The 21971-nt window shown below is 41.0% G+C and carries 17 protein-coding genes; 5 read left to right on the top strand and 12 right to left on the bottom strand.

Features of this window, described 5'->3' with window-relative positions:
- Window position 1 precedes the first annotated feature (1 nt).
- On the top strand, window positions 2-1441 hold the full coding sequence (locus DBR43_RS16060) for a GMC oxidoreductase (protein WP_124582579.1): 1440 nt from the start codon (window positions 2-4) through the stop codon (window positions 1439-1441).
- A 3-nt stretch (window positions 1442-1444) separates the two neighbouring features.
- On the top strand, window positions 1445-1876 hold the full coding sequence (locus DBR43_RS16055) for a hypothetical protein (protein ID WP_124582577.1): 432 nt from the start codon (window positions 1445-1447) through the stop codon (window positions 1874-1876).
- 5 nt (window positions 1877-1881) lie between these two features.
- Here the strand turns inward: DBR43_RS16055 and DBR43_RS16050 are convergent, their stop codons facing one another.
- From DBR43_RS16050 to DBR43_RS16040, 3 genes are read right to left on the bottom strand one after another with little or no spacing between them, the layout of a single operon-like run.
- The gene (locus tag DBR43_RS16050) at window positions 1882-2874 is read right to left on the bottom strand and encodes a UbiA family prenyltransferase (RefSeq protein ID WP_158622514.1); all 993 of its coding nucleotides are present in this window, start codon (window positions 2872-2874) and stop codon (window positions 1882-1884) included.
- Between the two features lie 11 nt (window positions 2875-2885).
- Window positions 2886-3869, bottom strand: a complete 984-nt coding sequence (locus tag DBR43_RS16045) for a glycosyltransferase family 2 protein (protein ID WP_124582574.1) — start codon at window positions 3867-3869, stop codon at window positions 2886-2888.
- On the bottom strand, window positions 3859-5028 hold the full coding sequence (locus DBR43_RS16040) for a glycosyltransferase family 4 protein (protein ID WP_124582572.1): 1170 nt from the start codon (window positions 5026-5028) through the stop codon (window positions 3859-3861). Before DBR43_RS16040 ends, DBR43_RS16045 begins: the two co-directional genes overlap by 11 nt.
- Before the next feature lie 479 nt (window positions 5029-5507).
- Between DBR43_RS16040 and DBR43_RS16035 the strand changes: the two genes are divergently transcribed.
- The gene (locus DBR43_RS16035; protein WP_124582570.1) at window positions 5508-7073 is read left to right on the top strand and encodes a hypothetical protein; all 1566 of its coding nucleotides are present in this window, start codon (window positions 5508-5510) and stop codon (window positions 7071-7073) included.
- 48 nt (window positions 7074-7121) lie between these two features.
- On the opposite strand, the gene DBR43_RS16030 is transcribed toward DBR43_RS16035, so the two are convergent.
- The 7 genes from DBR43_RS16030 to DBR43_RS16000 all read right to left on the bottom strand — a co-directional run bounded on the left by DBR43_RS16030 (window position 7122) and on the right by DBR43_RS16000 (window position 13769).
- The gene (locus DBR43_RS16030) at window positions 7122-8174 is read right to left on the bottom strand and encodes a hypothetical protein (RefSeq protein WP_124582568.1); all 1053 of its coding nucleotides are present in this window, start codon (window positions 8172-8174) and stop codon (window positions 7122-7124) included.
- 14 nt (window positions 8175-8188) lie between these two features.
- Entirely contained in the window at window positions 8189-10006 is a 1818-nt protein-coding gene (locus DBR43_RS16025; RefSeq protein ID WP_124582566.1) for an ABC transporter ATP-binding protein, read from the bottom strand.
- 38 nt (window positions 10007-10044) lie between these two features.
- Window positions 10045-10857, bottom strand: coding sequence for a methyltransferase, TIGR04325 family (locus DBR43_RS16020; protein WP_124582564.1), 813 nt, complete (start codon window positions 10855-10857; stop codon window positions 10045-10047).
- 14 nt (window positions 10858-10871) lie between these two features.
- Window positions 10872-11972: a DegT/DnrJ/EryC1/StrS family aminotransferase gene (locus DBR43_RS16015; protein WP_199757068.1), complete on the bottom strand. Its 1101-nt coding sequence runs from the start codon at window positions 11970-11972 to the stop codon at window positions 10872-10874.
- The gene (locus DBR43_RS16010; protein WP_124582562.1) at window positions 11950-12321 is read right to left on the bottom strand and encodes a sugar 3,4-ketoisomerase; all 372 of its coding nucleotides are present in this window, start codon (window positions 12319-12321) and stop codon (window positions 11950-11952) included. The genes DBR43_RS16015 and DBR43_RS16010 overlap by 23 nt, the downstream gene beginning before the upstream one ends.
- Entirely contained in the window at window positions 12305-13165 is an 861-nt protein-coding gene (locus DBR43_RS16005) for a beta-1,6-N-acetylglucosaminyltransferase (protein WP_124582560.1), read from the bottom strand. Before DBR43_RS16005 ends, DBR43_RS16010 begins: the two co-directional genes overlap by 17 nt.
- Window positions 13166-13319: 154 nt before the next feature.
- On the bottom strand, window positions 13320-13769 hold the full coding sequence (locus DBR43_RS16000; protein WP_124582558.1) for a hypothetical protein: 450 nt from the start codon (window positions 13767-13769) through the stop codon (window positions 13320-13322).
- A 187-nt stretch (window positions 13770-13956) separates the two neighbouring features.
- On the opposite strand from DBR43_RS16000, the gene DBR43_RS15995 reads away from it, so the two are divergent.
- Both DBR43_RS15995 and DBR43_RS15990 read left to right on the top strand, forming a co-directional pair.
- On the top strand, window positions 13957-14862 hold the full coding sequence (locus DBR43_RS15995) for a glycosyltransferase family 2 protein (RefSeq protein WP_233602993.1): 906 nt from the start codon (window positions 13957-13959) through the stop codon (window positions 14860-14862).
- Between the two features lie 6 nt (window positions 14863-14868).
- Window positions 14869-16035, top strand: coding sequence for a glycosyltransferase family 2 protein (locus DBR43_RS15990; protein ID WP_124582554.1), 1167 nt, complete (start codon window positions 14869-14871; stop codon window positions 16033-16035).
- Here the strand turns inward: DBR43_RS15990 and DBR43_RS15985 are convergent.
- Together DBR43_RS15985 and DBR43_RS15980 are read right to left on the bottom strand one after the other, a co-directional pair.
- The gene (locus tag DBR43_RS15985) at window positions 16022-16744 is read right to left on the bottom strand and encodes a 4'-phosphopantetheinyl transferase family protein (protein ID WP_158622513.1); all 723 of its coding nucleotides are present in this window, start codon (window positions 16742-16744) and stop codon (window positions 16022-16024) included. The genes DBR43_RS15990 and DBR43_RS15985 overlap by 14 nt on opposite strands.
- 4 nt (window positions 16745-16748) lie before the next feature.
- Window positions 16749-21968: a non-ribosomal peptide synthetase gene (locus DBR43_RS15980; RefSeq protein WP_124582550.1), complete on the bottom strand. Its 5220-nt coding sequence runs from the start codon at window positions 21966-21968 to the stop codon at window positions 16749-16751.
- Between the last annotated feature and the right edge of the window lie 3 nt (window positions 21969-21971).

Genomic DNA, 21971 nt, shown 5'->3' with positions numbered 1-21971 from the left:
AATGAAGCATAGCAGTTATGATTTAATCGTGGTAGGGACGGGCTTTGCCTCAAGTTTCTTTCTGAAAAAATACCTTTCAAAAGTAAAAGAAGACCATAAGGTGCTGGTGTTAGAGCGTGGACACTTCTATCCTCATGCTGAGCGCCTTAAAGTGAAAAAGGGAGAGTTCTCGCCCTATCAGAAATTTGAAGAGCCCTGGGAGCAGGCAATTAAGAATATCAATCCGGAGAAGCGGTGGCCTTTTACTACCGGCTATGGCGGTTGTTCCAATTGCTGGTGGGGTTGTACCCCCAGGTTTATGCCCTCTGATTTTAAAATGAAAAGCCTTTTTGGTGTCGGAGAAGATTGGCCGGTTGATTACGATGACCTGGATCCCTATTACTATGAAGCAGAGGACCTGATGGCGGTTTCCGGGCCTGAGGGAACACCATTTCCGAGAACAGGCAAATATCCGCTGCCAGCGCATTCCTTTAGTTTGGTAGACAAAATATTGCATAAGACCTATGGGAATAAATACATCAGTCAGCCTACTGCAAGAGCAAGCCGGTCAACCACCGGGAGAAATGCCTGCATGGCATCCAGTACTTGTGATACCTGTCCGGTCAATGCAAAATTTACCATAGAGAATGCCAACTTAAACGTATATAACGACCCGCGGATAACCATTGTTTATGGAGCTCAGGTGTATAGTCTTGAATTACAGGGGGATATTGTCAGAAAGGTCTTTTATATCAGAGAGGGGAAAGAAGAAGAAGCTTCAGCTGAAATAATTGTGCTGGGTGCAAATCCTTTTTTTAACACTAATATTCTTCTGAATGCCGGAGACAAAAATCCTTTAACAGGCCGTGGATTTGGAGAACAACTGGGAATGCAGGTCCTGATTTACCTGGACAACATGAAGAATGTTGGTGGAAGCACCTGGGTGAATGCAAATGGTTATATGCTTTATGATGGTGACCATAGAAAGGATTTTGCCGCCTGTTTGATGGAAGTCAGCAATGCTCCTTATTACATCAGACTGGAGCGGGGCAAGTGGCTGAATATTGCGAGTTTTCGCTTATTATTTGAAGACCTGCCTTTAGATAAGAACTACATTACCAACTCTGCTGATAAATTGGTGCCCGAGGTTCATTTTACGGAAAGGTCGTCATATACTTTGAAAGCAATAGAAAATATGAAGAAGGAACTTCCGGGAATTTTATCTTGTCTGCCGGTTGAAAAACTGAAATATTTAGCACCTTTTCCCAATGAAGGTCACATTATTGGAGGAACAAGGATGAGCAATGACCCTAAACTTGGGGTGGTGGACAAGCACCTGATTCATCATCAGTATCGGAACTTATTTGTTTTGGGGGCGGGGGCATTTACTACATTTAGTGCTTCCAATCCAACATTAACCTTATCTGCATTGTCATTATTTGCCGCGGATAAAGCATTTTAAATTATGAAACGCAGGAAATTTTTATTGTTAACAGGACTTGCAGCGGGGAGTGTGATGGTTCCGGCATCTTTATATGTCCTTTCTCCGGGCGTAAAGGAGTATGCCCGATTGCTCATTGAACGGGAACTGAATTATCTGAAACTGGAGCCTGGAAGTGTGTCCCGATATGTAGAGGATTACTTTAATGCAACTGGAAATAACCTGGTATCAAGGCTTAAGTGGAAAACAATGTATTATTTGAATTTCAATTGGGAAAAATCGGATCAGATTCTTGAATTGATAAAATATTATCTTTTGTCCAGTGATTTTTTTATAAATAAAACAGATGAGCGCAAGACCGTTCATTATCTGGGTTTGTACAGCCCTTATAAAAGTCCTGTGCCTAATCCCTTTTCTTTTGCACTTTATCCTGCAGATCAGGTCGGCGAGCCTTGATATTGCTATTTAGCTGAGAGAAATAAAGGCTTTAAATCCTTTAGTGCCGTTAGTGTTTTTTGGGGAAACAGAATGAAATGAACGATCAATATGATCCAGGCATAGGGCTGCGTGGCTGCGGCGGTAATTAACAGGGAAAGTGGAAGAAATACCTGGTAAAAGTCTGCCATGAGTATATGATAGGGTTTTCCTTCGGGGGCAATGATCAGGACTGGGGTATAGAAAAGACGTTTAGATCTGCTAAAGGCGACAAGCAGGTAGAGCAATAAAAACGCCACAGCGAGTATTTGCTGAATCGCAAACAGCATAGTGACAATCGCCAGTATCTCTGTTAGAAAGATCAGGATCTCTTTTTTTCTGAAATCTTCGGGCTCAATTTTTACCGCGTAAGTATTCATGTTTGCCTGAATATCATTTTTTCTGTCGTAGAACTGATGCCATAAAATTCCCCTCATTCCATAGCACAAAGCCCATATCCCTGTACTGATGAACCAAAGCCAATCTATGTTTTGTTGTGTTACGAAGCTGATGCTGCTGATCATCAACAGACTGGTGAAAACATGTGAGCCGCAGGCATCTGCAAAGACTCCCCATATTCCCCTGTTTTTTAGTCTTACCGGAGGAATAGAGTAAAGACTGAAACTAATCCAGGGTATGAGATAGAGGACAACAGACAACTGGTCAGGATAGAGATGGTAAGCACAAAGTCCGCCGGCAAACAGGCTGATGGCTGGAAATATCCACCTGATCGCTGGATTTACCGCGGCCATTCTGTTTTTTTTATTACTTGCGGCATCAACTTTTATATCGGTAACATCGTTAATGATACTCACATAGATTGCACCAACGATTAAGGATAACAGCAGAAATAAAAGATGTGGGAGAGTGGCGGTTAAGGGAGCGTCCGAATTAAGGGCTGTGGCATAACCGATAGCAAGTAAAGGAGGTAATTTATACTCCCACCACTCTGCAGATCTTATAATTCTTAAAAATTTCAATCGCTTAATTTTTAATGATTTAGTTTAGCTTTTCTACGGAAAAATTTTTTCATCTTGCCTTCCAGTCCCTTCATAAAGATATTGGGAATTGTTCTAAGGGTAAATGAAACATCAATTGCAAAAGACCGTTTAAGCAAATGGTAAGAATGTGGAATGTTGAACTCACGCAGGAGATTGTGTTTCGACAATTCTACCAGACTAGCCATATACCTTTGCTGCAATATTTTCAGCTCATCGCTGGTCAGGAGGTGTTTGAATTTATCCATTTTGATTTTTAAATCAGCGATGTAGAGGAATTCCAGAATTTCACTCCATTTTCTGCCATCATAGATATTGATTTCGTCTATTCGTTTCCTCCAGAGCCTGTCGAGCGTATAAGCAGCATGGCATTTTTTTGACAGGATCATTTCAAGATACATACACCAGTCGTCACCTATATTAATTTGTTCATCCCAGCCGGAAACAATAGATGATTTACGAATCACAACAGCTGATGAAGGAGATGGGCAGGACTTGATGAAAAGGTTTCTCAATTCTTTGTCGTCCAGATTTGCCCAATGATTTTTAATATTTTTATGATGAGGTTTTAAGAAAGGATCATTGGACAGGAAATCCCAACTTTCACCCACTTTCACATCCTGGTCCCAATTTGCAAAGACAAAATCAAGTTCTTCTGTTTCCAGTTTTTCAACGCATCGTGTTAAAAAATCGGGATACCAGATGTCATCTGAATCCAGAGAGGCGACAACAGCACCTTTTGCTCTTTTTAACCCTGCATTTCTTGCAGCTGCCTGTCCGCCGTTTTTCTGCCAGTGATATTCTATTTCAGGGTATTTTTTGACAAGATCCCGGGTATGGTCCGTTGACCCGTCATCAATTACAATTACCTGGATATTCTTATAGCTTTGGTTTAATGCGCTTTCAATTGCATCAGTCAATTTATCTGCTCTGTTGTAAGTGGGGATGATAATCGAAACTAATGGGTTATAACTCATCTAATAAGTTGTTTAGGTGATTCGCGAAATCCGTTTCCGGAGATAAAGGGAAGTGATTAGTTATATATAAAGAAGCTGATGTTCCAATGTTTTGCCACTGCTTTCGCATTTCCCAGGCACGTTCCATCGCAGATTCAAAATCCTTTTCAGTGGCTTCGGAAATGAATCCGTTCACACCATCAGTAATGAGATCTGAGTTGCCTCCTGCATTGCTCACAATCACTGTCCGGCCAACTGACATGGCTTCGATCATAGATAAAGGAAGACCCTCGCTTCTGGAAGGCAGCAACAGCGCATGGTAATTTTTCCATACATTTTCAATGTCTTCATGAAAGCCAATAAATTCAACGTTATCCAGCTTAAAAAGTGTTGCCATTTCCTTTATTCCTTGTTCATCAAGACCTGTTCCTATGAAAGAGACAGTAATGGGGCGTGCTCTCCATTTTTCTTTGTTTAAGATCCGCAGTAAGATGTCCTGACCTTTATCTATAACAAACAAACGGGCTACACAGGCCAGTTTATATCCATGTTCTGTATCGGGAAAAGGAAGTGCATTTACTTTTGTTTTGATGGGATTGTACACGACCATGCTGTTTTTTAACCTGAGCCCAAATTGTTCTTCCGTCAGTTGCAAGTTGTGTTGAGATACAAAGAAACACCTCTTCGCATGCGCTAATGTTTCTTTCATATATGCTCTATCGGTAGGATAGGGCCAGTAAAAGTCGACTGCCTTTTGAGCAATGATCACATAAGGAATATTTAGCAGTTTGCATTGCCATGCATAAATTAATCCGTCAAAATTGATTCCCTGAGCGACGATGACCAAATCAGGATTCGTCGTTTTTATCTCCTCATAAAACCTGGCTATTCCGTAATTTTCACTGTAATCTTTTGTACGGATTCTTTTGATCAGTTGCCTGAACTTTCGGCTCAGGCGCTGACTGAAAGATAATTCCGGTTCCAGTGCGATCAATTTAATATGTTGACTGGCCAGTTTGATAAATTCAGGGTGTGAACGGTTGATGCTATTTTTATACAGCGTAATTTCCGTTCCCTTTTTCAGCATTGGGATACTTTTTGCCCATAATTCTTCACTGCCGCCCCAGTCGTCTATACAACAGGTAATGATTGCAATCTTTTTATAATCTTCGTTCTTCAACTTTTAACGATGTTGATCTTTTAATATTAAGCACAGTTTCAATTTCATCAGGGCAAATATCTTCCAGAATTTCTACAGTCGTGTTATTGATATCAGGTCGATAGCCGGGAGAAAACGAAACAATATCAGTTCTCCGGCAGAAGCCATAAATATCTCATTCTCCTGATCATTTGGCTGATTGAATGCATTTTGATGCCTGAACAACCAAATAGCCATTTGAAATGTGGAGATGAAAAAAACACCTTTTAGATTTGTTAATGAATGAGTAGCCCTTTGAATCTAACAAATCTAAAGAAAAAGAACTTAATTGTTTCAAAGTTTGAATATTAACTTGGGGCTTAAACTATTTTTCTTCAGAATGAAGCTGAAATGCTTATTCCTGTTATTTATAGCGGTCTGAAATACAATCTTACCGGCGAGCTAAATTATTGGCTTGGTTTTAGATATTGGTGCTATATTAGTAACAAATATAATCTGGTATGAAAAGAACTCATATACTCCTCAGTAGTATAGTATTAATGGCCCTTAGCTCTCTGGTTGGTTGTACGCAGGATAAGAAAGAATATATCGAAGTTAAAGCGCTGAGAGATAAGAAGGTAAAGATTAAGGACATGTTTGGGATCAATGGTTTTGAATGGGATTTTTATGATGCTCATTACAATTTTGATACGACCAAATTTAACCTGATTAGAAATTTTAGCGGATTTAGACATTTTCTTGACTGGGAACGTATAGAACCTGAAAAAGGCGTGTTCAGATTCAACCATAAGCCCGAAGGCGGATGGAGTTACGATGAGATTTATCAGAAATGTTTCCGCGATAGTATGACCGTTCTTGTGGATTTACAGGTGACACCAAGCTGGCTTGTAAATACTTATCCGGCAAGCAAAAGACAAAGAGACCTGATTCCAATAGCGCATGGAGCGAAAAGGGACCTTCCTGCTTCTTATATAGAGATTGCAAAGGCCGGATTCCAGCTTGCTGCAAGATATGGAAGAAACAGAAATATAAGTAGAAATCTGATCCTCGTTCCGAAAGAAACTGATCCCGTTATTGGACTTGGTTATGTAAAATATATCGAAAGCAGCAATGAGCCGGATAAATGGTGGAGGGGCAAAGATGCCGAACAAAGCCCTGAAGAATATGCTGCTCAGCTGTCTGCATTTTATGATGGACACAAAGGTTCACTTGGAAAAGGGGTAGGTGTGAAAACGGCTGATCCGACGATGGTTGTAGTGATGGGAGGAATTGCGAAGCCGAATGTAGAGTTTGTAAAAAGAATGGTAGAATGGTGCCGGACAAACAGGGGAGTTAAAAAAGACGGTAAGGTGGATTTATGCTTTGATATAATCAATTACCATATGTATTCAAATGATTATACAGGATGGTTTGCTAAATTCAGAAGTAAAAAAAGAGGCGTTGCACCGGAAACGAATGATATGACCGATATTGCGAACAGCTTTACTTCATATAGTGCTGAATTGGGCGGTATCCCGGTATGGTCAACAGAAACCGGCTATGACCTGAGCGACCGTAGCCCTCAAAGGGCAATACCTATTGGTTCAAAGTCGAATGAAATTACTCAGGCAGACTGGTTATTGAGGTTAGGACTGCTATATGCCAGACTTGGCATCGACAAGGTGTTTTATTACCAGCTCTATGATAATAATGATCCTGGAACAGATGCAGGTGGTGTTTTTGGATTTTCAGGATTGGTGGACCGGACTAAGCGCAGACCTGCATCGGATTACATTCGTCAGGTGACGAAGCTGATGGGAGATTATTCTTATTTGAATACGATTAATCAGGATCCTGTAGTGGACATTTACCAGTATGGTAATAAAAGAATGTATATCCTGTTGGTGCCTGATGAGGTAGACCGGAAAGAAAAGTATACGCTTGACTTACAAAACGCGAAGTCTGCTTTGGTTTATACTTTAACACCGGGATCTGATACGATGTCTGTTAAAGAGGTGAAAACTGCTAATGGGGTAATTGAAATGGACGTGACTGAAACGCCGGTGTTTGTGGAGGCTAAACCTTAAATCATCCTTCTACAAAGGATGAATAATTCCCTGGTCTTTATTCCGGATTTAAATCTGAGAATGAGGATCAGGGATTTTTTTATCATATAGGGAGAGTGCTTCCAGGCAGAAACCGGTTGTCATTTCTTCAGAACCATAACACAATCTTTTTTTTGGCCCTCCATAATAAACAGCCCATCTGATCCATCCGCCGGAGGACTGTTGCTCACTGATCAGGTATTGAACAGCTGAGTCCAGCAGAGGCGAATAGTAACCACAATTAATCAGGGTAATGATGCCTAAAGCGGTGTCCAGCACACCATCTCCAAATGCGCCATTGTTTTTTGCTGTTTTGACCACTCTTGTTATCATTTTCTCTTTAGCGGGCTCCAATTGCTGAATACCTGCTTCGTAATTCCTGGAAATAAAGTAATAAATTGTAAATGGATTGCGGTACCAAAGGTCACAATCTCCTTCTTTTTCTTTGTCAATAATATCCAGTAAATAGGGGACTATAGGAGCTGTTTTTTCATTCAGGCCGAGGTAGAACATTACATTTGCATTCACTGCTCCGTCAATATCATAACGTCCTGCTTCTGTATTTCTCCAGAAGAGCAGATAGCTGACCGGATGCTTTAAGGCCCTTAGGTTCAGCAACCAGAAGTCTTTGATCGGAACCAGGCTTGGCCTGAAAGTGAACCAGGTATAAAACAGGCCGGATTTATTTCTGTTGGCCAATAGTATTTCTTCATTGGGTTGATATCCTTTATTTAAGGCCTGAAGTACCTTTGAAGCACATGCCGTATTGTCTACATCTGGCGGACAGATCGGGAACAGCGGATTTAATATCGTGAAATTGTTCCATACCCCGGCCCTCATCGACTGATACTGCAGGAAAGCCCCTGCCATTTCCAAAATCTGATTTACTTCAGGGAGGTGCCTTAAATGCAGAAGGGATTGAGAAATGAGGGAAGTAGGAAAAACATTACTGTGGGTAATGCACATTTTCATTTCGTCTTCATCACCGATATAGCAGCAAAACTCCCCATTTGGGTATTGGTGATCATAAAGATATTTTACACCTTTAAGCATGCTTTGTTCGGCACCGGATTGCTCTTTCATCGCGGGTAATTTTTTTATATATGATGTCGTGAAGCATTTTTATTGAACAGCTTATAATAGTGTCCAGCCAGGGCAATAAGTTCTTCATGTGTTCCTGATTCTACGATTCTTCCATCGGAAAGCATGTATATATAGTCCGCATGTTTAACTGCCGATTGTCTGTGGCTAATGATCAAAGCCGCGCGGTTGCCTATTCTTTCGCGGAAAGAGTCGAATAATATTTTCTCCGCATTGGCATCCAGTGCACTCGTGGCCTCATCCAGAATGATAAATCGGGAACTGCTGTAAAAAGCCCTTGCGATTGCCAGTTTCTGCCATTGACCGATGCTAACTTCATGGCCATCTTCAAAAATTCTGCCCATAACGGTTTGATATCCCGCAGGAAATGTATCGATAAATAAATCAGCGCCTGAGTTTTTTGCTGCTTCAGCGATTTCATCAGGATGTCTGTTTCCATAAATATCCCCGAATTTGATGTTATCTGCCACAGTCACATTGTATTTTCCAAAATCTTGAAAAACTGCACAGATTTGTTTCCGGTAGTCGGCACTTTCAAAATTTCTGATGTCAGTCCCGTTTAAAGTAATTTGTCCTGAAGTCGGGTCATAAAGTCTGCACATCAATTTGATTAACGTTGATTTTCCGGCCCCATTCATTCCAACTACGGCAATGATTTTACCTGCGGGCATTTTAATATTGATGTCGGACAATGTTGGACGATCAGCATGAGGGTAACTAAAGCCGAGATCTTTCAATTCCAGGTCTATTTTCGGATCATCGGGAATTGTCAGTGGGGCATGGCTTTCCGGTAAACTGCTCTTCAGGTCAAAGAGTTCAAAAATGCTTTTTACAAAAATATTGTTCTGATAGAGCGTGGAGATGCTGGTCGACAAGCCCTGTAAGACATTAAAAGACTGAGGAAAGGCAACAAGAAACAGGGTGATATCTCCAACACTTGTTGTTCCGTGGATGCTACCGATTGCGATATAAGCAATACATGCAAAAAAGCCCATTGCGGCAATCGTGGACGTCATCAACTCTTTATAGGTACGATGTTTACTGATCTTAAGTTTTCCAGCCAACAGGTCCAGGCGGATGCTGGTGTATATTTTTCTTAAATGGGCACCAAGTCCGAAGCTCCTGATTTCTTTTGCATGGACATCGGACGTCAGTAAGGTACTCATATAACCGGATTTTCTCTCCAGTGCAGTTTGGGCAATACGAAGTGCATTTTGACTATTGGCGAAATTAATACGCACCCATAAAGTAGGAATCACAAAGACAGCAAGGATCGGAAATAGCCGCCAGTCGATAGAAACCAGCATAGAGCCAATGACGGCCAGGCTGATCGTGTTCCTGGCGATATCAACAATCGTGAATACAATAAGATTAGGACGGTCGGTACCCATATCTCTGGCCCGTTTAAGAATGTCGAAATATTCCGGGCTTTCGTAAAAAGACAGATCAAGTCCGATGGCACTTTCATGGATTTTGCTGTCAATATATTCTCCAACTTCTCCGGATTGTTTTTCTGTAATGTATCCTGAAATTGCTTTTATTCCAGCATACAGTGTAGCCGATAAGGCTGCAAGGATCAGGTACTTAATTACTTCCGATTCATTTTGAAGGTTATTGATGCCATGCTTTGAAATGGTGTCAATCAATACCTTCAGCATGTATAGTGAGGAAAAGAACAAAGCACTTTCTATAATAATGAAAATCACGGATACCGTAGTCCATGTTTTTGACGCTGACCAGATCAGTTTCAGGATCCTCAGCAGATTCAGATTGGTACTTAACTTATGGAGTTTACCGGTAAATGATTTAATCATCGTCACAAAAATAACAGATATAATGGTGGAGTGATTCTTTATTTTATGATTTCCCAAAATGAACCTTCATACCTGAATGGTTTCAGCTGGAGATAGTATTTTTCAGTTGCAGAGATAAAGTCATATTCTTTTTTATATTTCTCATTTAGGGTATTTTCGATTTTTTTACGATCAGGGAAATGGCATGGATAGGATGCTTTTATCCCATAAAATACCGGAGGAACGTGCTGTATCGTAATTCTGTCACGCTGTTCATTATTATAGCCTATAAAATCGAGCAGCAGATGTGGAATGCCTGTACTTTTTACTTCTTCCAGTAACTGATATGGTTTTTCCAGATATTGAAGGACATTACAGATCAGGAAAAGCTGGGGATCGTTTTCTGCCATGCATTCTGCTATGGTATGGTAAAAACGGACATGTTCGTTTTCAAACTGTGCTTTTCCAACATCCACAAATCTCGGCTGCTCTATAATGCACCACCTCAACCTTTTTAAATGCTTCAGGTAAGGATAATTCTGATAATAAGTAGTCCCAAGCGATCCTCCAAAGTCAATGATGGTCAGTCCGTTGTCGTTTTTTGAAGCGACATACAGTAAGGTTTTTAACAAGGGGAAGTTCATTTGAACGGTATCATAGGCAATGCCATCCCTTTCATATGGAACTTCTTTGTTTTTAACCTTTAAGGTACTTTCAATGATCCTGTTCAGGATGTGTTCTTCATCATAACCAGTACATTTTTCCTGGGCCTCCTGATAATTTTTGTAGTCACCCTTCCAGCCGTATTTAAAACTATACCATCTTAAACTATGCGCAACAGGAGGGATCAGCTCTTTTATCAGGTAAAACATAAGCGTTGAAAAAATTAGAAGTTAAATTTATTTAAAACATCAACTACTTTATAAATATCTTCCTTCGTATGTGCAAAAGAGCAAGGCAGACTCAAGGTATGCTGATGAATATGCGTAGAAATGGGGTAATCGAAATTCATTAAATACCCCTTTAAAGCAATCTGATCCTGAGGGGCAACCGGATAATGTATTTCTGTTCCAATGGCATGATCCAGCAAATACTGTTTAAGTCTGTCTCTTTCCGGATGTAGAATGTTGTAGATATGATATACGTTATGAAAATCAGGATGAATCTTCGGTTTCACAAAAGAGGGATTTAAGCCCTCAAAATAAATCTCTGCAAGTTCCCTTTTATGTTCATTAATCTCATTCAGACGGGGGAGTTTAATTCTTAGAAATGAAGCCTGCAGCTCATCGAGTCTGGAGTTGTAGCCAATCACACCGTTATGGTATTTCTTCTCAGAACCATAATTTCTTAGTTGCCTTAACTGCTCATAATCGGCTTCGGATTTGCAGATCACTGCACCTGCATCGCCCAGCGCCCCCAGATTTTTTGTAGGATAAAAACTAAAAGCACCAAAATCACCAAAAGTTCCCGCAAGACGGTTCTTGTATTTCGCGCCGTGGGCCTGTGCACAATCTTCTATTACTTTCAACTGGTGCAGTCTGGCTGTTTCCAGGATCGGATCCATATCACAGCATTGACCGTAGAGGTGTACTACCATAATTGCCCTGGTTTTGCCGGTAATAGATTTTTTAATCTGCTCCGGATCTATATTATAGGTTTCAGGATCAGGCTCTACCAATACAGGGTTTAGTCCGCAATGTATAATTGCCAGAATGGTGGCGATATAAGTATTGGAAGGAACAATAACTTCATCTCCATCATTAAATTTACAGCACTTTAAAGAAAGGATCAATGCATCAAGACCATTCGCTACCCCGACCACGTATTTTTCATCATGATACTGTGCAAATTCCTTCTCAAATGAGGATACTTCTTCTCCCAGTATATACCAGCCTTTATCTAAAAAGAGATCAAATTTGTGTTTGAGTTGTTCTTCAAATGATTTATTTAAAGTTTTTAGATTTTCATACGGTATCATAAGGCTCATAGATATAATCTTTAGGATCGAATGCGGTAGAAGCTAGTACAAGTAAAATTGCATCTGCAGAGAAATCGTGCATAACATGCCAATCCTCGGGTAATAAAAAAAGACACTTTTCAGGACTATCAAGGTCGAAAATTTCAGTTGTCTTACCGTTATTGTTGGTGATTTTACAAGAACCTTTGATACAAATGGCGGCCTGATGGGTTTCGTGATGTCTGTGACCTCCGCGGTCAGTATCGTCAACAGCATAGATGTAAAATAACCGTTTAATTTCAAATGGAACCACCTGGTCCAATACGGTTAGAATACCTCTGCTGTCTTTAAATGTCTGAATGTTAATTATATGTGCCATGTTGTAATAAGTTGTTGTCGATTAAATCTAAAATTTCAGGGCTGTTGACCATGTCAAATTTCCTCGCAAACAACATTTCTGTTTTCTTTAAATGTTCAAAATCTGTTTCGTCCAGTACTTTAGGATTTGCTCCTCCCGCAGACCAGTCGATATATCTATAGTTGTTATTAGTCACTTTATTTTTATACCTGGAATTGAGGATGATGGTCTGGAAAACAAATTCATCACTGGCCCAGGTAAAAGAAAAGAACTGCTTCAGTTTTCTATCTCCTTCTACTTTATTGACTACATACATCGCTACCTCCGGACTGAGCATCCAAAACATTGATTTCCCATATGGGTGTAATTTATAAGGCAGTTTCCTTCTCGGAAGGATTTTATTGATCACTTTTTCGAGCCTGTGTTTTCCGGGAAAGTGATAGCCCGACAGGAAATAATTCTCCATACGGATCAGACCTTCTTTCCAGTCATTTTTTATATCCCGGTAGCTAAGGTACTCTTTACCTGCGCTATTTTCAAAGAATTCATAAATAGTCGATGCAGGTTTAAGCGGATAATCCTGTCCGCTTAGAAAATTAATAAAGCCATAAGGGATTCCTGTAGCTACAATTTCCTTGATACACTCAAAAGTAGCAATAACTGTACTAAAACCGGCCCATTTTACGTCAACCCGGTTATTTATGAAATAGACATTAGGCAGTGTTTTTAAAAAAAGATGAGGATTGATATCGAATTTTCTATCTACGTGAATGTAAAAGTCAAAATTTTCATGATATAAGTTCCTGATCATCCTTTCGGTTTGTTGTGGATTGGTATAAGTTAAGATCAGATGGGCAATGCGCATGTTTACAATAAATGTTTAGCAGTGAAAATATGGTGCCAATATTCCAAATGTTCCATTAATGGGTGGTTTTTTTCTGGAATATTAACAAATTTTTTATTCTGTGTATTCATCAGAAGACGAGGTTCCAGGCAATTAACGCGGTGGATCCTGTCTCCTAGATATACAGGCTAAACAAGGGGTCATCAGACTTATCGACATCACCGCGCTGCATGCGATGATGGTGCGTCCTAACAGGCCTCAGCTCATTCCGCTTCAGCATTTGCCATATTTTCAGTTGCTCAGGAAAGCCATAACTCCGGCTTCCGCAGAGATCTGAATGTCCTTTTTTACCATCATGCTTATATTGCTGGTAAGAAGAGGTAACGATGCTCTTTTTAGATCTGGTTTTTAAAAGCTGATGAGACGATTTACGGGAGACATAACAGATGGTGGCAGGAAGATCGTTGCGGACAAGTTTCGTGCTATCTCCGAACTCTTTAACGGAAACTGCAATGAAGGTCGGATTAATTTCTCTGTTGGTGTTAACCGGACGCTGGCGTTGCGGAAATGACATACTGATGAGTATTCCAACATATTTTAATAAGGTGGATATTATACTTAACATTGACATTTTTTTATTTCTCTGCACATATGACCAATCCTATCAATATTAGGTATCAAATCAATAGAATTATTCCCCGGAAATCCAGTTATTGATGGTTCAATAAAAGACTGGTACAATTATAGCTTTTTTGATCGTCATATTGAGACAAAAAAGATAAATCAAAGTATTACTTTTACAAAACATGAAAATGACCTCCATAATCTCTGTCAACTTTAACCAACCTGAAGTAACCATTGCTTTTTTAAAGTCTGTTAAGGAACACGCGGGAGAGATTCCGCTTGAAGTAATTCTGGTTGATAATGGCAGCAAAGTTGATCATGGACCCGAGTTTCTAGCCACTTTTCCGGGGCTTATCTACCTCCGGTCAGCAGAGAATCTTGGATTTGCAGGTGGTAATAATATAGGGATTGAGCGGGCAACGGGAGATTTTCTCCTTTTGTTAAATAACGATACGGAAATTACACCCAATTTGATACCTGTACTCAGTGAGGAATTGGACCGGAATCCTGAAATAGGTCTGATTTCGCCTTTACTGCTTTATTATGATCAGCCTGACCTGATTCAGTATGCGGGATTTACAGAGATGAACTACCTGACCTGCCGAAATAAAGGAATAGGTAATATGGAGCATAACTCCGGACAATACGATCAGGCCAGCAGGGAAACTGCATTTTGTCATGGTGCAGCAATGATGTGCCGGAGGACCGACCTGGAAAGGGTAGGTTTGATGGAAGCACATTATTTCCTGTATTATGAAGAACTGGACTGGTGCGAAAAATTTAAAAGAGCAGGCATGAAAATCTGGTTCAGCGGGCGGACAAAAGTATATCACAAAGAGTCTGTAAGTGTAGGAAAGGAAAGTAGTATCAAGACCTATTTCATGACCCGGAACCGGATGCTTTTTATCCGTCGCAACACGGGTTGGCTAAATACCCTACTATTTAGTTTGTTTTACATTTTCATTGCCTGTCCAAAACAAATGCTTGTTTACCTGAAAAAAGGCCGGACAGATTTAATTAAGTGGGTAATGAAAGGCTTAATCTGGAATTTCAGTCATTCAAATCAAAGTGCCGATTTAGGTTTTAAAATATAAATATTGATGATAATAGCGTTTTGGATCAGCATTTTTCTGATTGTATATACCTTTGTTGGGTATGGTTTTGTATTGTATCTCCTGGTCAAGGTTAAAAACTTGTTTTCTACCCCTTTTGCCTTCAAAAACGATACCGCTTTGCCGGGCATATCGGTATTGGTTGCCGCTTATAATGAAGAAGATATTATTGAGGAAAAGATCAAGAATACGCTGGCACTGAATTACCCCAAGGATAAAGTCCAGGTTATTTTTGTTACCGATGGATCTACGGACCATACCGCTGAGAAGGTAAGCGCTTATTCTGAGGTTACCCTGCTCCATAGTGACGCGAGGGAAGGAAAGATGGCGGCCATTAAACGAGCCATTCCATTTCTGGAAATGGAGATCATCGTTTTCACGGATGCCAATACCTTTTTGAATAAAGATGCACTTCTGGAATTGGTAAAACACTATCAGAATCCTAAAGTAGGGGCCGTTGCAGGAGAAAAGCGAATTCTGGTTGAGGAAACCGCTGATGCCAGTTCTGCAGGAGAAGGGTTTTACTGGAAGTATGAATCTCTTTTGAAAAAGTGGGACTATGCTTTGTACTCTGGTGTGGGTGCTGCGGGTGAACTGTTCAGCATCCGTAAAGCATTGTATCAGCCTGTAGAATCTGATACGATTATTGATGATCATATGATTGCTATGCGAATTGCAGAAAACGGGTATATCATTGCCTATGAACCTGCGGCATATGCCATGGAAACGGCCTCAGCAGATGTGAAGGAAGAATTGAAACGCAAGATAAGAATTGCCGCCGGCGGGATTCAATCTATATTGCGGTTAAAAAAAGCAGCAAACCCATTCCACTATCCTGTTTTTACTTTTCAATACATTAGCCATAGGGTTTTACGCTGGACGATTACCCCCTTTTTACTGATTCTTGCCTTGATCATGAATGCATGGATTGCGTTGGATACCGGATCTTTGTTTTACCAGACTTTATTTGTTTTCCAGATTTTGTTCTACCTGCTCAGCCTCATCGGACTTTATTTCGAAAACAGGAATATCCGTATAAAGGCCTTATTTGTTCCTTACTATTTTTGTGTAATGAATTATGCGGTCATCGCAGGGATTTTCAGGTATTATCAAAAGAATCAAAGCGCCGCCTGGGAGAAATCTAAAAGAAAATAAGTGGATCTGCTAAATCCCAGTATCTGATCTCTTTAGGCCGGCCGGATACAGCAATGCTAAGGAGGGATTCTTTTGTGGCCATATGGCTATCGATTTTGTATTGCGCTGCGTTCCTAAGTACATAAGGGGCTAGGGAAGGGACTTTGTTAAGTTCATCCACCAGACCTTCTGCACTTGCTTTTAATAAAGCTTCTTTTCTGGTCCAGAGGGTATAAAAGTTGAGGAGCGGAGTATCTGAATTTTCTATGTAATCTGCTTCAGCAGGACTGAAGCAAGTATCTATGACCTCCCGATATTGGAAATGAGCGTCGATGTATTCAACATCAATTCCCACAGCGCTTTCACTGAAGGCCATTACAATATGATCTTTAGTATGGCTAACATTAAACGAAACCCCATCAACAATGGGTTTTTTATTACCCTGCATTTGAAAAACAATTTCGGCCGCAGGAACCTGAAGAAAACGGGAGAGGAGCTGTCGCAGAAGGTACTTGCGGACCGTGTAGTTCTCTCTGCTCTGTTGATGCGGGAACCGGGAAGCTTTAGCCGACTCAGTTGCTGAAAGCGTGGCTGCTGCGTCAATATGCCGAAAGTAATTGCCAGCGCTGATTTTAAAAACCTGGACAAAGTCTGTTGCCGACAGCCCTTGTCCTGAATAAGGGACCCAATTCAGGTTCCCTGTCAATAAGCTTTTTTCTACCTGTTCCATTAAATTAAATTTTGTCCAATGTGTTTTGCAGAATCCTGGCAAATTCCTCGTCATTTGGCGGATATAAAAAGGTTTCATGATCTCCGGGAACATCATGAGTTTCTACTCCCTGCTTTGCAAATTTATTCCAACCAAGATAAACCAGGTCATCCAGATAATAGAGTCTCTTTTTCACTCTGAAAAGACTGATCTTAATATCCGAAGGTTCCATTTTGTAGTTGTCATGGGCTTTGTCGTAGTGATGGTAAATCTCTTTTTCATAGGGACTGAAATGAATGGTGTAATCTTTCGCCTGGTTGCAAAAAATCCGGTCCAGTCTTAGCCTCAGTCTATAGATCTGATATTGGATGGCTTCGCCGGGATTTTTGAAAAAAGAACTTATAAAAAAGGGAAGCTTATAGAACTGACGTTTGATCTTCTTGATTAATTTAACCGATGTTTCTGTAGAAGCGCCTGCGTCTCCGGCATAAGTATCCAAAATTCCTAAAAATTTCACCTCTTTTCCCATATCCTTCAGTTGTTTTGCCATTTCATAAACAATAAAACCTCCCAGAGAATAACCGCACAGACAAAAAGGGCCATTCGGATTTACTTTAATAATTTCTGAAACATACACCGCTGCAATCTCTTCAATACTGGCATAAAGCTGGGTTTCCTGGTTTAATCCCAGAGCTTGCAAACCATAAACAGGTTGGTCCTCACTTACATAAGTACTGATGGATTTAAACACCAGAACATTTAAGCCTCCTCCATGAACCATAAATAAAGGGTCCTTTTTGCCTGTAGTTTTAATGGGAACCAGTGATTCCCAGAGTTCATTAGCTTCGCCTGCAGAGAGTTGTGCGGCCAGTTTTTGGATGGTTGAATTGTTAAATAGCGTAGCTAAAGGAAGGCGCTTTCCTGTTTCTTTTTCTATCGCTATCATCACCTTTACAGCCAGCAGGGAATGTCCGCCAAGTTCAAAAAAATCATCTGTAAGACTGAGGTGTTCCAGGCCCAGTGCAGCTGACCAGATATCTGTAACCAGCTGCTCATTTTTTGTGAGTACTACGCCGCTCTGTTTATTGCTGCCATCATCCGACCTTTTGGCGTAAGGTTTCGGAAATGCATTTCTATCGATTTTTAGATTGGCGGTTAAAGGAAAGCTTTTGAGGGCTATGAAATCTTCAGGAACCATATAGGCAGGCAGGGCTTTGTAAAGCTTTTCTTTCCATTTTCCTATCAGCTCTTTAGAGATGATGATTTCATTCTTCGAGAAGGGTAGCCTGGCGTAATGATACAAGTTTGATTTTAAGGATTCAGCAGCAGAAAAATAAGGGAGCGTTGCTTTACGAGAGGAAGGAATAAAAACCACATCAAACAGGCCATCTGTTCCATCGCTGGTCCACCTGACATGTGCATTGAAGTTTAAACGTTCTCCCAGGTCCCAGAAAAAATCCGGAGCACAACCCTCGTTTACCTGTGCCACTTCAGTTTTGATTTCTTTCAAAAGGCTATTGGGATCTCCGCTCTGCATGAGCTGCAATAACCGGTAGTCCCTGGCGGTACGTTCGTTTAAAATATTTTTTAATTCCAGGACCTGTGATGGATTGGCAGAGAGCAGACGCTCTGTTTCAAGTATAGAATCTTCATTTTTCCAGACGACCTGGTGGTCAGGGCCTGTAGTATGTGATGGAACTCCAACATATAGCCAGATGTCATAATGATATTTTGTAGTCTCATTTAAAGACCGGCCTTTCCGAAGCTGTACATCTACCCCGGTAATTTCCGGGATAATCCCCGGCAGGCTATAGAAGAATCCCGGATCTGCAACAAGTTCATCCTCTATGCGGACTCTGTTGAGAACAGCTTCGATAAATGAAGACAAGGTATTTGAATCAGCAGCATGGGGGAGGTGATCCATCGCATGACACATTTTGAGTGAATTCTTACCCTGCATATCACCGATAAAAATACATCCACCTGATCTGAGCGATTTAACGGCTTCTTTTATCACTTTAATCAGGTAATCTGCATTGGCAAAGTATTGGGCCACGCTATGAATTAAGACCAGATCAAATGAGGTATCTACAATGTCCGTAAAGTCATCTGCTGCAGCTGTTTTCGCCTTCACATGGCGCCATTGATCAGGAGCCTCAGCCAATTTTTCGTTTAAATTATGAATGGCCGTCTGTGCATAATCTGTGGCCATATAGTATTCGGTTCCAGGGGCAAGTTCAAAGAGGAGCTGCCCTGCACCACTGCCGATTTCAAAGATTTTTTTTGAACCGAGCAGCTTAATCCTTTCTGCGGAGGAATGAAGCCATTCGGCGGCCTGCAAAGCTAAATCAGCACTATTTTCATAATGCTCCAGTAGACTATCGTCCAGATTCTTCCCGGAAAGTGCCAGGTCTTGTTTGGACGCTGCCCCCATATCGTAAAGCGCATCCCAGCGATCTTTCCAGGAAAGGTTATCCTGATCAGTTTTGTCATCAAGAAGGACATAAGCAATCAACCGCTTATCTGAAGGCGTATCTTCTCTTGCCAGAACGACTGCCTGCTTAATTTCTTCCTGGGCAGTAATGATGGTTTCAATTTCTCCTAATTCGATCCGGTGTCCACGAATTTTAACCTGTTGATCAATTCTTCCCAGACAGAGGTATTCGCCATTTTCTAATAATTTACCGAGATCCCCGGTTTTATATAATACCTGACCGGGTTCATCCCCTTGTACAAATTTCTCATTGGTCAGTTCAGGCCTGTTTAAATAGCCATCAGCCACACCATCTCCTCCAATATATATTTCTCCGGGCATACCGGGAGGCAGAGGCCTTCCCAATTCATCCATGATATAGACCTCTGTCTGGTTAATCGGATGACCGATGCTGAGTTGCTGATCCCCCGGGCTTACTTTTTTGATGGTTGACCAAATGGTAGTTTCCGTTGGACCGTACATATTCCATAGGGCAGCACATCGTCTGAGCAATTGATCTGCAAGTTCCTTTTTTAAGGCTTCTCCTCCCGAAAGTATTTTTATCGGATACGCTTTTTGCCAATCAGAGTCGATCATCATTTGCCATGTTGAAGGCGTGGCCTGCATCATGCTGATCGTTCTTTCCTCGATTATGCCGAGTAACAGTCTTCCGTCTTTTGTTTCTTCTGTATCCGCAATGATTAGCTCTGCAGCAGAAATGAGGGGCAGGTAAAGCTCAAGACCAGCGATGTCAAAAGAAATCGTGGTAATGGCAAGCAGGCGGTCCTCTGAAGTCATACCGGGAGCAACCTGCATGCTCAATAAAAAGTTAGAGAGGTTCCTATGAGTAATTTTTACTCCTTTGGGTTTTCCGGTGGAGCCTGAAGTATAGAGTATATAAGCGAGGTCATTTGGACCTGTTTGTACCTGAGGTTGATGAACCGGATAATTGCTAAGGTCCTGCCAGATTTCCTCTATTACAATTTCCAGGGCATCCGTATGGAACCTGCCTTTATTTTGTCGCGAGGTTAGTAATGTTTTTGCTGCAGAATCCGTTAGCATAAATTCTATCCGCTCATGGGGATATTCCGGATCCAGGGGGATATAAACTGCTCCAGCCTTTAAAATGGCCAGCAGGGAGATCATCATTTCCATGGACCGTTCTGTTGACAATCCAACTATATCGCCAACACGGACTCCCTTTTCAATTAAGCAGGAGGCCAGTTGATTGGATTTCTCCATCAGCTGCCTATAGGTCAGCTGTTCCTTCCTGAAGGAAACAGCAGTTTTATCCGGATAACGGTCAGCAGCCTCATTGATCAGTTCGATCGTGTTTTTAAAAGCAGATTCAGCAGACTTCAATGTTTCAGATGGTCCCCTTTTATCTGCCTTGGAGAATTGCTTCAGCTGAAGTTCAGGTTGCTGTGCCAACTTTTCAAGAAGGATTTCGAACTCCTTTGTCATCCGCTCTATGGTAGCGGCTTTGAAAAGCTGGGTATTGTAAGTCCATTCCAATATAAAACTGTCTTTCGATCCGGTTAGATTAAGAAAGATTTCGAAAGTTTCGTAGGCCCTGGGATTTGAAACGAGATGGTGTTGAAGGGTATCAAAAAACACTGCGTTATCCATGCCCATATCCATATTGAAAACTACGGGAACCAGGGGGATTCTGGAAGTATCTCTTTTTACGTTTAGTTTTTTTACCAGCTGTCCAAAGCTAAACTGCTGGTGTTCATAAGCATCGAAAAAAGCTGATTTTCTGAGTTTCAGGTATTGCAGGAAGGAGAGTTCCGGATCAATAATACTTCTTAAAGGCAGGAGGTTCACACAATGTCCAACCAATTCAAAGTTTTCTGTAGCAGATTGCGCGGCCGTAGGCAGGCCAACAACGATATCTCTTTGTCTTGTTTGCTGGTATAGAAAAACCTCAAAGGCAGTCAGCATTGTGTTGACAAGGCTGCATCCGGCTTTCGCTCCCATTGCTTTCAGCTGGCTAATGAGCGAAACAGAAAGAGGATGATCGATGCGATGGGCTTTGTAAGTACGCATTGCTGGTCTTGCATAGTCCGTTGGCAGGTCTAACACGGGGATATTGCCTTTATAAAGGTCCAGCCAATAGTTTTCTACTTTCCTGAAATCTTCACTTTGAAGAAAGTGGTGTTGTTCTAAAGCATAAGTGCTGATTTGAGGTCCCTCGTCCAGAACTGCAGGTAAACCCTTCAAATGCGCATTATAAAGTTTACTCAGGTTTTCTAAGATGATGCCTATAGACCATCCATCCCCAATAATATGATGGATGACCAATGTGAAATAATGGTGATTTTTTTCCAGTTTGTGAAGGTGTACGCGGAATAAAGGACCATTTTGCAGGTCGAACGTAAGGTTCATCTGATCGGTTACAAAGTCCCGGAGCTGTTGTTGCTGTTCAAGGTGATCATAGCTGCTCAGGTCTTCCATTTCAAAATTGAAGGGGAAGTCTTTGTAAATGATGAAATTCTCTCCATTTGCACTCACAGAAGATCTTAGTGCTTCGTGGCGTCTTACAATGATTTCAAGGGATTGTTTGAAGGCATTGAACTGAAAAGTTCCTGCAAAGTCTAATGAAACCGATTCATTATAGGCAAGGCTGGCTTCATCACCGCCTATGACACAGGATAGCCAAATTTCACGCTGCGATTCGTTAATGGCTACAATTTTTTCAATATCTTTCTGATCTTCAAAGGGATTGAAGGCGATTTCGTTAAAACTAAGGTCTGATTTCTGATCAATCATAAT

This window comes from Pedobacter sp. KBW06 (genome assembly GCF_003852525.1).
Classification (GTDB): domain Bacteria; phylum Bacteroidota; class Bacteroidia; order Sphingobacteriales; family Sphingobacteriaceae; genus Pedobacter.
This window is presented reverse-complemented; position numbering and strand designations above follow the sequence as displayed.

What these genes read in the sequence shown, in the direction of transcription:
- DBR43_RS16000 (WP_124582558.1), bottom strand. Translation starts at nt 13,769, where the DNA reads ATGTTAAGTATAATATCCACCTTATTAAAATATGTTGGAATACTCATC.
- DBR43_RS15995 (WP_233602993.1), top strand. Translation starts at nt 13,957, where the DNA reads ATGACCTCCATAATCTCTGTCAACTTTAACCAACCTGAAGTAACCATT.
- DBR43_RS16010 (WP_124582562.1), bottom strand. Translation starts at nt 12,321, where the DNA reads ATGGCACATATAATTAACATTCAGACATTTAAAGACAGCAGAGGTATT.
- DBR43_RS16020 (WP_124582564.1), bottom strand. Translation starts at nt 10,857, where the DNA reads ATGTTTTACCTGATAAAAGAGCTGATCCCTCCTGTTGCGCATAGTTTA.
- DBR43_RS15990 (WP_124582554.1), top strand. Translation starts at nt 14,869, where the DNA reads ATGATAATAGCGTTTTGGATCAGCATTTTTCTGATTGTATATACCTTT.
- DBR43_RS16060 (WP_124582579.1), top strand. Translation starts at nt 2, where the DNA reads ATGAAGCATAGCAGTTATGATTTAATCGTGGTAGGGACGGGCTTTGCC.
- DBR43_RS15985 (WP_158622513.1), bottom strand. Translation starts at nt 16,744, where the DNA reads ATGGAACAGGTAGAAAAAAGCTTATTGACAGGGAACCTGAATTGGGTC.
- DBR43_RS16030 (WP_124582568.1), bottom strand. Translation starts at nt 8,174, where the DNA reads ATGAAAGAGCAATCCGGTGCCGAACAAAGCATGCTTAAAGGTGTAAAA.
- DBR43_RS16055 (WP_124582577.1), top strand. Translation starts at nt 1,445, where the DNA reads ATGAAACGCAGGAAATTTTTATTGTTAACAGGACTTGCAGCGGGGAGT.
- DBR43_RS15980 (WP_124582550.1), bottom strand. Translation starts at nt 21,968, where the DNA reads ATGATTGATCAGAAATCAGACCTTAGTTTTAACGAAATCGCCTTCAAT.
- DBR43_RS16015 (WP_199757068.1), bottom strand. Translation starts at nt 11,972, where the DNA reads ATGAGCCTTATGATACCGTATGAAAATCTAAAAACTTTAAATAAATCA.
- DBR43_RS16025 (WP_124582566.1), bottom strand. Translation starts at nt 10,006, where the DNA reads ATGATTAAATCATTTACCGGTAAACTCCATAAGTTAAGTACCAATCTG.
- DBR43_RS16005 (WP_124582560.1), bottom strand. Translation starts at nt 13,165, where the DNA reads ATGCGCATTGCCCATCTGATCTTAACTTATACCAATCCACAACAAACC.
- DBR43_RS16045 (WP_124582574.1), bottom strand. Translation starts at nt 3,869, where the DNA reads ATGAGTTATAACCCATTAGTTTCGATTATCATCCCCACTTACAACAGA.
- DBR43_RS16035 (WP_124582570.1), top strand. Translation starts at nt 5,508, where the DNA reads ATGAAAAGAACTCATATACTCCTCAGTAGTATAGTATTAATGGCCCTT.